General features: G+C 45.8%; 10 protein-coding genes. 8 read left to right on the top strand and 2 right to left on the bottom strand.

Annotated elements, in window-relative coordinates; genetic code table 11:
• Positions 1 to 21: 21 nt before the first annotated feature.
• The gene (gene rpiA, locus C2759_RS05840; protein ID WP_215353820.1) at positions 22 to 732 is read left to right on the top strand and encodes a ribose-5-phosphate isomerase RpiA; all 711 of its coding nucleotides are present in this window, start codon (positions 22 to 24) and stop codon (positions 730 to 732) included.
• Between the two features lie 221 nt (positions 733 to 953).
• Here the strand turns inward: rpiA and C2759_RS05835 are convergent, their stop codons facing one another.
• Entirely contained in the window at positions 954 to 1,226 is a 273-nt protein-coding gene (locus tag C2759_RS05835) for an oxidative damage protection protein (RefSeq protein WP_215304216.1), read from the bottom strand.
• A gap of 56 nt (positions 1,227 to 1,282) precedes the next feature.
• Complete coding sequence (gene argA, locus C2759_RS05830) at positions 1,283 to 2,647, bottom strand: amino-acid N-acetyltransferase (protein ID WP_215307362.1); 1,365 nt, start codon at positions 2,645 to 2,647, stop codon at positions 1,283 to 1,285.
• Positions 2,648 to 2,706: 59 nt separating this feature from the next.
• Here argA and hrpA point away from each other — a divergent pair, with 59 nt between their 5' ends.
• From hrpA to glnA, 7 genes are all read left to right on the top strand, one after another.
• The gene (gene hrpA, locus C2759_RS05825; protein WP_371816895.1) at positions 2,707 to 6,747 is read left to right on the top strand and encodes an ATP-dependent RNA helicase HrpA; all 4,041 of its coding nucleotides are present in this window, start codon (positions 2,707 to 2,709) and stop codon (positions 6,745 to 6,747) included.
• A gap of 59 nt (positions 6,748 to 6,806) precedes the next feature.
• Complete coding sequence (locus C2759_RS05820) at positions 6,807 to 7,823, top strand: cytochrome D1 domain-containing protein (RefSeq protein WP_215353818.1); 1,017 nt, start codon at positions 6,807 to 6,809, stop codon at positions 7,821 to 7,823.
• 9 nt (positions 7,824 to 7,832) lie between these two features.
• Positions 7,833 to 8,603: a polysaccharide deacetylase family protein gene (locus C2759_RS05815; protein ID WP_215353817.1), complete on the top strand. Its 771-nt coding sequence runs from the start codon at positions 7,833 to 7,835 to the stop codon at positions 8,601 to 8,603.
• Between the two features lie 15 nt (positions 8,604 to 8,618).
• Positions 8,619 to 9,596 (top strand): sterol desaturase family protein, encoded by a 978-nt coding sequence (locus C2759_RS05810; protein ID WP_215353815.1) that lies wholly within the window; start codon positions 8,619 to 8,621, stop codon positions 9,594 to 9,596.
• Positions 9,597 to 9,639: 43 nt separating this feature from the next.
• Positions 9,640 to 10,500, top strand: a complete 861-nt coding sequence (locus tag C2759_RS05805) for an EI24 domain-containing protein (RefSeq protein ID WP_251366914.1) — start codon at positions 9,640 to 9,642, stop codon at positions 10,498 to 10,500.
• Positions 10,493 to 11,356 carry a molybdopterin-binding protein gene (locus C2759_RS05800; RefSeq protein ID WP_215353811.1) on the top strand — a complete coding sequence of 288 codons (864 nt, stop codon included), beginning with the start codon at positions 10,493 to 10,495 and terminating at the stop codon, positions 11,354 to 11,356. The genes C2759_RS05805 and C2759_RS05800 overlap by 8 nt, the downstream gene beginning before the upstream one ends.
• A gap of 197 nt (positions 11,357 to 11,553) precedes the next feature.
• A complete protein-coding gene (gene glnA / locus C2759_RS05795) occupies positions 11,554 to 12,969 on the top strand; it encodes a type I glutamate--ammonia ligase (RefSeq protein WP_215353810.1) in 1,416 nt (471 codons plus the stop codon).
• The last annotated feature ends 1 nt before the right edge of the window (position 12,970 follow it).

Raw genomic sequence — 12,970 nt, 5'->3', positions numbered from 1 at the left:
TAAGGGATATCGGGCAAGATCATGAATCAAGATCAACTAAAGCAATTAGTAGGCGAGGCGGCTCGGGATGAGGTACTAAAGCTCCCCGCAGGTCAGATCTTGGGCATTGGGACGGGCTCTACCGCCAACTACTTCATCGATGCCTTAGCACCACATAAAGATCATTTCTTGGGAACAGTATCTAGTTCTAATGCCACGACAGAGCGTCTGTTAAAGCACGGCTTTAAGGTCTTGGACCCCAATGAGGTAGATCATCTGCCTGCCTATGTGGACGGTGCTGATGAAATTGATCCTACTGGCCACATGATTAAAGGGGGTGGCGGTGCTTTAACCCGTGAAAAAATTATTGCTTCTATGGCCAAGCAATTTATCTGCATCTGTGATGCCTCAAAACAAGTTCCGGTGTTGGGTAACTTTGCATTGCCTGTAGAAATCATTCCTTTATCAAAAGGAATTGTTACTCAAGAGCTCAATAAGTTGGGCGGTACAGTAACACTCAGAATGAGCAAAGAGACTCGTGCAGATTTAGGTCAAGCAGCAAGCCAGCCCTTTGTGACAGATAACGGCGGATGGATTTTGGATATTGCCGGTTTAAAGATCGCCAATCCCATTGCTCTTGAGGCGCAAATTAATCAAATCGCTGGCGTAATCACTGTTGGTTTATTCGCAAAAGAGAAAGCGGATATTTTATTGGTGAGTAATGCCTCTGGCGTGAGCAGAATTACTTTTTAATTAAAAAACCCGACGGGGCAGCAAGCTGATCCATCGGGTTTGTTTGTCATGATGATTCATGACGCGGGCACGGGGAAGAATTTAAGTTCCCGATGCCCATAAGCATATAGATATGCTTACGAGTAGTGGCTTTCGCCAATGTAGTCGATCACAAAAACTGACTGACTACGATTCCATCCTATGCCTTTGAATTTAACTCGTCAAGCAATATTCAGAAATCATTACTCCGCTGGTGGTACGTAACCTTGGGCCATGTCTGCGCCGCCTTCAAAAAAGTATTTTTCAACTTGCTTTAGGAGGTACTGACGAGCACGAGGGTCGGCCATATTAAGGCGATTCTCATTAATGAGCATAGTTTGGTGCTTCAACCAAGCGGCCCAGGCCTCTTTGGAGACTTGATTCCAAACTTTCTTACCGAGATCGCCTGGTAGTGGAGCGAAGTCCATGCCTTCAGCTTCTTTGTTGAGTTTGATGCATTGAACCATGCGTGCCATTTGTGTTGCCTTTCAAATACGGTGTACTAAAGAGAAAATATAAAACGAATAATTTGTTACAGATCTTTGGTCAACACCATCGATTTGCGATCCCAGTTGTAAATTTGCTTTCTTTCTTCTGGAAGGTCGTCTACCGAAGCGCGCTTAAAGCCGCGCTTCAAAAACCAATGCTCTGTTCTGGTCGTCAAGACGAAAAGCTTCTTGATACCTTCCCGTTTTGCTCTCATCTCGACCCGCTTAAGCAAACGCTCTCCATCGCCTGAGCCTTGAACATCGGGATCTACTGCGAGACAAGCAAGTTCACCTACGCCATTCGGGAATGGGAAGAGGGCTGCGCATCCAAAGAGAACGCGGTCATGCTCAATCACAGAGAAGCGCTGAATATCACGCTCAATTACATCTTGACCTCGTGCAGCCAAAATACCTTCTTCTTCCAGCGGGCTAGTAAGCTGCAAAATACCGCCAACGTCATCTTGATTGGCTTCACGCAAATTCTCAATATCCGATGAGGCTAACATCATGCCAATACCGTCATGGGTAAAGAGTTCCTCTAGGAGGGCGCCATCTTGATTACAAGGTAAAAAGTGCACTCGACTTACACCAGCACGAATAGCTCTTCCAGAAATATTCAACAAACTTTTCATGCCTAGGTCTAGCTCTGGATGTTGGGCTACGTATTCTTGAAGCTGGGGCATTGAGAGTTCAGTGATGAAGTCATCCTCCTCATCTTTCAAGCCTGCATAAGGACTTAAGAAAATCAATTTATCTGCTTTGAGTGCTGCAGCAGTAGAGGCAGCTACATCCTCAAAAGCAAGATTAAATGCTTGACCAGTTGGCGAGAATCCCAATGGTGAGAGCAGTACGATCTTATTGCTGTCGAGTGAGAGCTTAATAGAGGTGGAATCTACTTTACGCACTAAGCCAGTATGGATGTAATCAATTCCCTCAACGACGCCTACCGGCATTGCTGTAATAAAGTTGCCAGAGATAACAGATATTCGTGAGCCTGCCATCGGAGTGTTGGGTAATCCCCGACTAAATGCTGCCTCGATATCTAAGCGCAATTCACCAGCAGCTTCTTTGACGCATTCTAGGGCTGCTGCATCGGTAATCCGATAGCTATGCATTGCGCTTTGACCAAATTGGCTCTTAATATTGCGGAGCATTAACTGCTCTTCAATTTGAGGGCGTATGCCATGAACCAAAACAATGCGCATACCCATGGCGTGCAACATGGCGATATCTTCAATCAGATTTTCTAGGCCAATTTCTTGAGCTAGCTCACCAGCAAAGGCAATGACAAAGGTCTTCTCACGGAAGCTGTGGATATAGGGCGCAACGTCACGCAACCATCCTACAAAAGGAAAGTTAGAGCTGGATTCTTCGGCATTTGAGCCGGGATTCGGTGCATTTGTTGGCATAGTGAGAAAATTATAGGGTGCAAGAGCCATTAAACCAACAAAAACCCAAAGCAAGCTCCGTGACTGTGCCTGCTTCCAACACCCTTCGACGGCTAGAGATTCGCTTTCCGGAGGAGTTGCCGGTATCAAGCCAGCGCCAAATCATCAAGGATGCCTTGAGCTCCCATCAGGTTGTGATTGTTTGTGGAGAGACTGGGTCGGGCAAAACAACCCAATTACCCAAAATCTGTTTAGATCTTGGCAGGGGCACCATTAATAGTGGCCGCCTTATTGGTCATACGCAACCTCGCCGTATCGCTGCTACAGCCACTGCAAAGCGTATTGCCCAGGAGCTGGGTACTCCAATAGGTCAAGATGTGGGTTACCAAGTGCGCTTTGCTGATAAGACCAGCCAGGGCGCTTCAATTAAGTTGATGACCGACGGTATCTTGCTCGCAGAAACGCAGCGAGACCCACAGCTTCGTGCCTACGATACCCTCATTATTGATGAGGCTCATGAACGCAGCCTCAATATTGATTTTCTATTGGGTTATCTGCGACAGTTACTACCCAAACGCCCAGACCTGAAATTGATCATTACCTCAGCGACCATTGATGCCAAGCATTTTTCGGATCATTTCGCAATAAATGGTAAGTCTGCTCCAGTGATTGAGGTGAGTGGGCGACTTTTCCCGGTTGAGCAACGTTATGAGCCGCTGGAACCTGATGCTAAGCCTGACGGAAAAAAGGAATCCAAAGAAGCTAAGGAGCTTTCTGACGCTGTAACAGAAGCAATTGCAAAAGTATGGCGTGAGGGTGTATCGGGCGCAGGTGATGTGCTGGTCTTTCTGCCGGGAGAGCGGGAGATTCGGGATTGTGCTGAAGCTCTCAGAAAAGACCATGTTCTCCAGCAGCGTTTTCATCCCGAAATTTTGAGTCTTTTTGCTCGACAATCAGTTGCAGAGCAAGAGCGCGTATTTAGTCCTGGCAATGGCCGACGTATTATTTTGACGACTAACGTTGCCGAGACCTCATTAACCGTTCCCAATATTCGTTATGTGGTGGATAGCGGATTAGCGCGCGTCAAACGCTATTCCTATCGCAATAAAGTAGAGCAACTTCAGATCGAGTCAATCTCTCAGGCAGCTGCCAACCAGAGGGCAGGTCGTTGTGGTCGTGTGTCTGATGGTATTTGCATTCGTCTCTACAGCGAGCAAGATTATTTAAGTCGCCCTAAATTTACTGATCCAGAAATTTTGCGTAGCTCACTGGCGGCGGTGTTGCTTCGGATGAGTTCTCTACGTTTACCCCGTATTCAAGAATTTCCGTTTATTGATAAACCTCTAGGTCGCGCGATTGCTGATGGTGTCCAGCTCTTAGATGAGTTGGGCGCTATCGTTTATGACGATGCCACCATTAGTAGCGATACAGATAGCAATAGCAGATTCAAGCTCACCCCCATTGGTAGGCAGTTAGCAGATCTGCCATTAGATCCTCGGATTGGACGAATGCTATTGGCTGCCAAGGAGCACAATGCATTGCGTGAGGTTACTGTCATCGCCTCTGCTTTGGCTACACAAGATCCGCGTGATCGACCCATGGACCAGTCTGCTGCCGCTGACCAAGCGCATTTACAGTTTGCGGATGAGCGTTCGGAATTTTTAAGTTTCGTTAAGCTTTGGGATTGGTATCAAGATGCCTTAAAGCATAAGCACAGCAATCGACAATTAGAAAATCTGTGCCGCAGTAAATTTCTATCACCTAGACGCTTACGTGAATGGCGCGATGTCCATAGCCAGCTACATACAATGTTGGCTGAAAAGGGCTGGAAAGAAAACCCATCCGCCGCTACTTATGAACAAGTTCATCTTTCGCTATTAACTGGCCTCTTAGGTTATGTAGCTAAAAAAGAAGAGGACGAAAAATCTCAGGAGCGTGGTAGTAAAACTGGCAGCTATATGGGCGCTCGCGGTATTCGTCCCTTTATTTGGCCAGGTTCAACGATTGGCAAAAAGGCCGGCGCCTGGATTTTGGCTGGTGAACTGCAAGAAACCAATCGTATGTATGCTCGCACGATTGCCAAAATCGAGCCAGGGTGGGTTGAGAAGGTTGCAGCCCACCGCCTGATTAAATCCTTGAGTGAGCCCTTCTGGGATAGTCGTCAAGGCGAAGTGATGGCCTTTGAGCGTGGCACTTTATATGGACTCCCCATTTATCACGGTCGCCGCGTGCGTTATGAGCCACACAACCCAACAGATGCGCGTAATTTATTTATTACCCAGGCCTTAGTTCAAGAAGAGATGTTCGGCCGTATGGATACCCCGGCATTGATGCGAGAGACTGAGGCCGATGCTAGAAAAAAATATCCCGTGAGTTTTGAATTCTTTTGGCATAACCGCAGACTGATTAAAGAGATTGAGGCTTTAGAGCATCGCTCACGACGTCCCGATGTGTTGGTGGATGATGACCTCCTTTTTGCTTTTTATGATTCACGCATTCCTGAGGATGTTCTGAGTAGGGAAAGTATGAAAGCCTGGCTGCTAAAGACATCGGCGAGTAAAGGAGTTCCTGAAGAGGCACCCGATACTCTTTTGCGCTTAGCTAAATCAGATTTAATGCGTCATGAGGCAGCTGGAATTACGGTGGATCGCTATCCTAAAAAGATGATGGTTGGTGGTAGCGAACTGAGTTTGACTTATCACTTCGAGCCAGGCAGTCCCAAAGATGGGGTAACGCTGGTTGTGCCCTTGACTCTATTGAATCAGGTTGATGGTCGTCGATGTGATTGGTTAGTTCCAGGCATGTGTGAAGAAAAAATTGGGCTATTACTCAAATCACTGCCTCAAAAATTACGTCGCCACTGCGTTCCGCTGCCCGAGTATGCAAAATCTTTTTTAGAGCGGATGCTATCAAGTAAACAGTTCGGAGTAGGCGACTTTTTGGATAGCCTCATTACTGATATTCGTAAAGAGCGCGGCTTAGAAATTAAGCGGACTGATTTCAGGCCTGAATCTTTGCCGCTACATTCTTCAATGAATTTTCGCCTAGTGGATGAGCACGGCCGCCAACTGGAGTTAGAGCGTAATTTATCTCGATTACGCGCTGAGTATGGAGAGACTGCCCGCACAGCCTTTCAAGCCATAGCGCAACAAGCAGTCCACGATGAGCTTGGGAGCAGTGCCCCAGTAAATAACTCGGCGCTTGTCGGCAAAATGAATCAAAGCGGTAATGCATCTTCAGTAAAAACCGTAGAGCAGGGCGGTTATCGAAGCTGGGACTTTGGAGAGCTACCGGAGACTCTAGAAATTCAGAAAGGCAATAGCACCTTATTTGGATACCCTGCCTTAGTAGACCGTACTGAAGCATGCGATCTTGAAGTGTTTGATGATTTGCTGGAAGCTAGAAAACATCATTGGCAAGGATTGCGTAGATTATTTGCACTATCGAATAAAGACACGCTCAAAGCCTTGCAAAAACAACTCCCTGGAATTCGGGAGCTGGGATTGTTGTTTATCAATATTGGATCAGTCGATGACTTAACTGAGCAAATTCTGAATCTCGCCTTAGAGCGGGCATTTATGAGTGATCCATTACCCATGAATGCCGAGCAATTTGCAGAGCGTTTGCAAGCGGGTAAGCCCCGATTAACTCTGATTGCGCAGGAGATTGCAAAACATGCCTTAGCGGCTTTGCAGGCTTTTGCAGATCTTCAAAAGAAGTTATCCCAAGCAAAGGCTGCCTCAGCTACTGCCCATGGAGATATTCAGAATCAAGTCCAGGGTCTCATCTTTTCTAAATTTGTTTCAGATACGCCCTATGGCCAGTTGGTGCATTTCCCTCGCTATCTCAAGGCTATTGCCATGCGAATTGATAAATTGCGCGCTAACCCTAGCCGGGATGCGCAGTGTCAAAAAGACTGGGAGTCGGTTGCTAGGCCATGGCAAAAACTCCTTCAGGCTAGCCATGGCTCTGCGGCATATGCCATCAGTGAAGATCAGGCTTTAGCTGATTTTCGCTGGCAACTGGAGGAATTAAGAGTGGCTTTATATGCCCAGGAGTTAAAGACTCCAAGCCCAATGTCCTTAAAGCGTCTAGAAAAAGTCTTAGCTAGCTTGCGATAGGTCAAATGATTCTGCTTAAAGGCCTGCGTTAGACGAATCAATTGCTTACAATAACGCTCATGCATACCTACATTAGTAAAGCCAAATTTGGCAGTATTTCGATCCTGACAGTGTTTGCCCTAGTAGGGCTATCAAATGTTGTCTATGCTCAAGGTGTCAGTGCACCCGAGCCTAAGTTGGCCGTAGTCTTAAATTCTGGTGAGGCCACTGTCAGTCTGATCGATATGCCTAGTCGCAAAGTGATCAAGACCGTACCAGTTGGAAAAGAGCCTCATCACTTAATGATGACTCCTGATCAAAAGACTTTGCTGATTGCCAATGCTGCGGGTAATGATGTTGTATTGATGAATCCGACTACCGGTGAGTTGACTGGCAGAATTCCGGACATCATTGATCCTTACCAAATTGGTTACTCGCCAAACCATAAGTGGTTTGTTGCAAACGGCAATCGCTTAGACAGGGTGGACGTCTACCAAGCGCAAGGGGCAGATCTGAAGTTAGCTAAAGCAATCAAGCTAGGTAAGACGCCAAGTCATGTCGCATTTACAGCAGACAGCAAGATCGCCTTTGTTACCTTGCAAGATTCCAATGAACTTGCGGCAATTGATTTGGATACCCAGACTGTCATGTGGAAAATGACTACGGGTAAAGTACCAGCAGGTGTTTGGATGACGCCCGGTGATCAATATATATTGGTTGGCATTACTGGTGAGGACTATGTTCAAGTCATTGATTGGAAAACCCGTAAAGAGGTAAAGCGAATCTTTACTGGAAAGGGTGCCCACAACTTCCGCCCCTTAGGCGATAAAAAGCATGTGTTCGTAACCAATCGTATTGCTTCGACTATCAGCCTGATTAATATGCAGACCCTAGAAAAAACGGGCGATATTACTGGCCTACCGGCAGGTCCGGACGATATGGAAATTACGCCTGATGGAAAAACCATGTGGGTTACTCTCCGCTTTTCTAAAAAGGTGGGAGTAATTGATATTCCCTCGATGAAGTTGGTCTCGGTGATTCCTGTTGGTAGATCTCCTCATGGTGTCTTCTTTACACCGCGTGCTAGTTGGGAATAGCCCAAATAGATGCAGTGGATTGCGACTCTCGCTCAACTAACGGCATTTATTTGTTTGGCGGCATGCTATTCGCTTAGCTTTTCACAAGAGGCGAATTGTAAAAAAACGATTTACCTTACATTTGACACCGGCAATATGTCTGTAGCACAAACGATTGCCGATATTTTGAATCGTCAAAATGTTAAAGCTACCTTTTTTCTAGCAAATGAAAAAACTAGCCGTGGCGATTTTTCTTTAGATGATTCTTGGAAATCGTATTGGCAAGATCGCGTTCGTGAAGGCCATCATTTTGGTAGTCATACTTATGACCATGTGTACTTTGTGAAAGATGGCCCAAGCGGAGAGATCTTTGCAAGGCCACAATTTGGGCCAAAGGCTGGAGTGGTAAATCTGTACAACGAAGCATCTTATTGCCGAGAAATCCGACGAGTGGACGAGCGCTTTAAAGAGTTAACCGGCACTAGTCTTCAAAAAATCTGGCGTGCCCCCGGCGGAAAAACATCGCCCCGTTCGATCAGGATGGGTGATCAATGCTCTTACCAGCATGTTGGCTGGAGTCCTGCGGGATTTTTAGGTGATGAACTCAGTTCACAGACACATCCCAACAAAATGCTGTTGGATAAGGCCAGTAGCCAACTTCAGGATGGCGATATCACTATGGCTCACTTAGGTATTTGGTCGCGCAAGGATCCTTGGGCTCCAGCAGTATTAGAGCAGCTGATATTGAATTTGAAGGCCCGGGGTTTTTGTTTTGCAACTCTGCCAAAACGCGATAAATAAGTCACAATTAAGTATATGGACTCAAACCCTGTGATAGCCGCCATCGCTTCAGCCTACGCTAGCGTTCAAGAATTCTTATTTACCTACGTGGCTGGGCCGATTCTGTATCGATTTGATCTGATGTCGATGGCTGAGGATGTATTTGACGGTATCGACTGGTTCTTATTTGGATGCATCCAGATTTTCCTAATCGCTGTGGTTCTCAGAGTTTGGGAGAGATTTTCTCCTGCAGAGACACAAGAGCGGTTTGCAAAAAGTTCCAAAGCGGATATTTTTTACACTTTATTTCATCGCCTAGGTATTTTTCATGGCCTGATATTTATTGCTTTATCTGGATTTTTCTTTCAGATTGATTCAGTCTTGCATGATTTTCGTTTCGGCAGGCTGAATGTAGAGTCTTGGTGGCCGTCAGTGACATCAATACCCTTGGTGAGTTTTTGTATTTACTTTGTATTGCTTGATTTTGTGGAGTATCTATATCACCGCGCTTCCCATGTTTTCAATTGGTGGTGGCAACTGCATGCCTTGCATCACAGTCAAACAGTGATGACTGCTTGGTCTGATGATCGCAATCACATTGTCGATGACATCATGCATGCGTTTGTATTCTCCTTCTTTGCTCTACTGTTCGGTGTTTCACCCGCACAATTTATTTTATTAGTGGTATTGAGTCAGTTAATTCAAAGTTGGCAACATGCTAATTTGAAGATTCATCTGGGCCCCTTTAAGTATCTGTTAATTTCTCCGATTTATCACCGGATGCATCACGCGGTAGGTTACGGTCATGAGGCTAAAGGTAAGCCAGGTGTTTTAGGTGGTTGTAACTTTGGCGTCTTGTTTCCTTGGTGGGACATGATGCTTAATACTGCTATCTTTTCAAAAGAGGTTCATCCCACTGGAGTTAGGGACTTAGTTTTGTCGCCCAATGTATTGCAGCACCAGTGGCAGAGTCTCCTGCACTCGATACGAGAAATCTTACCCAAAGCAAAGTAGTCGTTAGTGGTTCACACGGTAGTAATGGAAATCTATGGATAGCATGCAGCAAGTTTTTAAGTCTTTTGGCTTAGCTTTGGTTGGCGCAATGCATCCCAAAATGCTGTGGTTGAGCCTGCGACCATTTTTGATTGTCTCGGTCTTATGGGGCACCTTAATTTGGCTAACTTGGACGCCAGCACTGGAGATACTGAGTACTTTCCTGACTGCCTCTATTTTCACTAGCTGGATTGCTGATGGTTTAATTTGGGCCGGTTTCGAGAGTGCTCGTGCCTGGATAGCACCGCTCTTCTTTGTAATGCTACTGATCCCCTTAATTTCAATTAGTTTATTGGTATTCATCGCTGTAACAACTGTACCTACTATCGTCAAGGTAGTCACGCGGCAATATGCCTATAAGGATATTGCGAAGAAAAAGGGCGGTAGTGTATTTGGCAGTTTTGTCTATACGCTTTGGTCTACTTTGATCTGCTTAGCCTTAGCGATGCTCACTTTGCCAGTGTGGTGGATGCCTCCACTAGTCGCTGTTTTACCCCCACTACTTTGGGGTTGGTTGACTATGCGTTTAATGTCTTACGATGTGTTGGCTTTACATGCTTCCACAGAGGAGCGGGACACCCTTTTACATAAACATCGTTGGCCACTATTAACTATGGGAATTATTTCTGGGATGCTAGGAGCGGTACCCACTTTTTTCTGGGCAACCTCAGCTTTAGCTTTAGTCTTATTTCCCATTGTCAGCTTTGTTGCTCTCTGGGTCTATTCTTTAATCTTTGTCTTTGCTGCGCTCTGGTTTACACATTATTTGCTTGAGGCCTTAAAAGAATTGCGCAGTAATGAGTTAGATCAATCCTTAAATATAGAAGCGCGTGTTGTTGATACGGAGTTACCGAACCATGGTTGAGGTCATAAAAAAGCTGAGTGTCGAGGGCTCTGATGTGAACGCTCGTCGTTTCGGTTTAATTGTGATTGGCGATGAAATTTTGTCTGGTCGTCGTCAAGATAAGCATTTAGGTAAATTGATCGAGCTTTTAAATGAGCGCGGCCTCAGCTTATCGTGGGCTAAATATGTTGCTGATGATCCAGAGCAAATTACCGCTACCCTGAAAGACAGCTTCACTAGTGGTGATGTAGTTTTTAGTACTGGCGGCATTGGAGCCACGCCCGATGACCACACGAGACAATGCGCCGCTTTAGCCTTGGGCACAAAAACAAAACTGCATCCGACTGCACAAGAGCTTATTGCAAGCCGTATTCAGATCATGGCAGAGGGTGATCCGATGAAGGCTGATCTGAATACCGCTGAAAACCAGCATCGTTTCAAGATGGGTGAGTTTCCAATTGGTAGCGACATCATCCCCAATCCCTATAACCAAATTCCTGGTTTTTCGATTCGTGAGCACTATTTTGTTCCTGGCTTTCCGGTCATGGCTGCCCCCATGATGGCTTGGTGCTTGGATACCTATTATCAGAATTTATTTCATCGTGAAAACTGGGCAGAGCAAAGTTTTATTGTTCCAAAAGGGATTGAATCGGTCTTAACGCCCTTAATGGAGCGCATTGAGGCCTCTTTTCCGGGGGTAAAGGTCTTTAGTCTTCCGTCGGTTGGCGACTCATCTAGAGGGGGTGTTTACGCTGAGCGCCATATTGAATTGGGTATCAAGGGAAACGCTATTCTCCTAGAAAGCGCTTGGATTGCTTTGCGCACAGGCACCGAGGCTTTGGGTTATGCCATTCACGATATTTCAAAATCTGACTGAGCACTAATTTGGTGCAAATATTGTAATTTTTAGGGTTTTAAGGGGTATTTCAGCACTTAATTAGTGCAATAATGATTATTCCCGTTTGTTTGCTTCAGTAAATTAGATGCATCCCAAGGGCATATTTGATGCCTGGAATAAACAAGGGTGTACACCTTAAGTTTGTGTTCCGAATTCAGTTAATAGAGGAGATTTGCATGACGAAGACCGTCGCTGATGTGATGAAGTTGGTTAAAGAGAAAGAATGTACTTTCGTTGATTTCCGCTTTGTAGATACAAAGGGTAAAGAGCAGCACACAACAGTACCCATTTCCCATTTTGACGAAGACAAATTTGAGAGCGGTCACGCGTTTGACGGTTCATCTATTGCTGGTTGGAAAGGTATTGAAGCATCTGATATGTTGTTGATGCCAGATCCAACAGCTTGCTATATCGACCCATTCTATGAAGAGCCAACATTGGTGATCACATGCGATGTGATAGAGCCTTCAGATGGCAAAGGTTACGACCGTGATCCACGTTCGATCGCTAAGCGTGCTGAGTCCTATTTGAAGAGCACCGGTTTGGGTGATACAGCGTACTTTGGTCCAGAGCCAGAATTTTTTATTTTTGACGGCGTCCGTTGGGGTGCTGACATGCAGGGTTGTTTCGTGAAGGTGGATTCTGAAGAGGCTCCATGGTCTTCAGGTGCCGAAATCGAAGGTGGCAATACTGGACATCGTCCAGGTAAAAAGGGTGGTTACTTCCCAGTTGCTCCAGTAGATACATTCCATGACATGCGTTCTGAAATGTGTTTGATCCTTGAGTCTTTGGGTATCCCTGTTGAAGTGCATCACCATGAAGTTGCTGGCCAAGGTCAAAACGAATTAGGTACCAAGTTCAGCACATTAGTTGAGCGCGCTGACTGGACTATCTGGCAGAAGTATGTCATTCAAAACGTTGCTCATGCATACGGTAAGACAGCCACATTTATGCCTAAACCTATCGTTGGCGACAACGGTTCTGGTATGCACGTTCACCAATCCATTTGGAAGAACGGCGAGAACTTATTTGCTGGTAACGGCTATGCAGGTTTGTCAGAGTTCGCATTGTTCTACATCGGCGGCATTATTAAGCACGCTAAGGCATTGAATGCGATCACCAACCCAGGTACAAACTCATACAAGCGTTTAGTTCCAGGCTTTGAGGCTCCAGTGAAGTTGGCTTACTCTGCACGTAACCGTTCTGCTTCGATTCGTATTCCACACGTTTCAAGCCCTAAGGGTCGTCGTATCGAAACTCGTTTCCCTGATCCACTGGCTAACCCATACCTCTGCTTCTCAGCATTGATGATGGCAGGTTTAGATGGTGTTCAGAACAAGATTCATCCAGGTGAAGCTGCTGACAAGAACTTGTATGACTTGCCACCAGAAGAAGATGCAAAGATCCCAACCGTTTGTGCAAGCTTGGAAGAGGCATTAGAAGCTTTGAACAAAGACCGTGAGTTCTTAACTCGTGGTGGTGTCTTTACAGACTCTATGATCGACGCCTATATCGCTTTGAAGATGGAAGATGTCACACGTTTCCGTATGACGACTCATCCAATCGAATTCGATATGTACTACTCCCTGTAAG

Source organism: Polynucleobacter sp. MG-Unter2-18, assembly GCF_018687675.1.
Classification (GTDB): Bacteria; Pseudomonadota; Gammaproteobacteria; order Burkholderiales; family Burkholderiaceae; genus Polynucleobacter.
The sequence above is the reverse complement of the archived record's forward strand: the minus strand, read 5'-3'. Positions and strand labels throughout refer to the sequence as shown.

What these genes read in the sequence shown, in the direction of transcription:
- rpiA (WP_215353820.1), top strand. Translation starts at nt 22, where the DNA reads ATGAATCAAGATCAACTAAAGCAATTAGTAGGCGAGGCGGCTCGGGAT.
- C2759_RS05835 (WP_215304216.1), bottom strand. Translation starts at nt 1,226, where the DNA reads ATGGCACGCATGGTTCAATGCATCAAACTCAACAAAGAAGCTGAAGGC.
- argA (WP_215307362.1), bottom strand. Translation starts at nt 2,647, where the DNA reads ATGCCAACAAATGCACCGAATCCCGGCTCAAATGCCGAAGAATCCAGC.
- C2759_RS05820 (WP_215353818.1), top strand. Translation starts at nt 6,807, where the DNA reads ATGCATACCTACATTAGTAAAGCCAAATTTGGCAGTATTTCGATCCTG.
- C2759_RS05815 (WP_215353817.1), top strand. Translation starts at nt 7,833, where the DNA reads ATGCAGTGGATTGCGACTCTCGCTCAACTAACGGCATTTATTTGTTTG.
- C2759_RS05810 (WP_215353815.1), top strand. Translation starts at nt 8,619, where the DNA reads ATGGACTCAAACCCTGTGATAGCCGCCATCGCTTCAGCCTACGCTAGC.
- C2759_RS05805 (WP_251366914.1), top strand. Translation starts at nt 9,640, where the DNA reads ATGCAGCAAGTTTTTAAGTCTTTTGGCTTAGCTTTGGTTGGCGCAATG.
- C2759_RS05800 (WP_215353811.1), top strand. Translation starts at nt 10,493, where the DNA reads ATGGTTGAGGTCATAAAAAAGCTGAGTGTCGAGGGCTCTGATGTGAAC.
- glnA (WP_215353810.1), top strand. Translation starts at nt 11,554, where the DNA reads ATGACGAAGACCGTCGCTGATGTGATGAAGTTGGTTAAAGAGAAAGAA.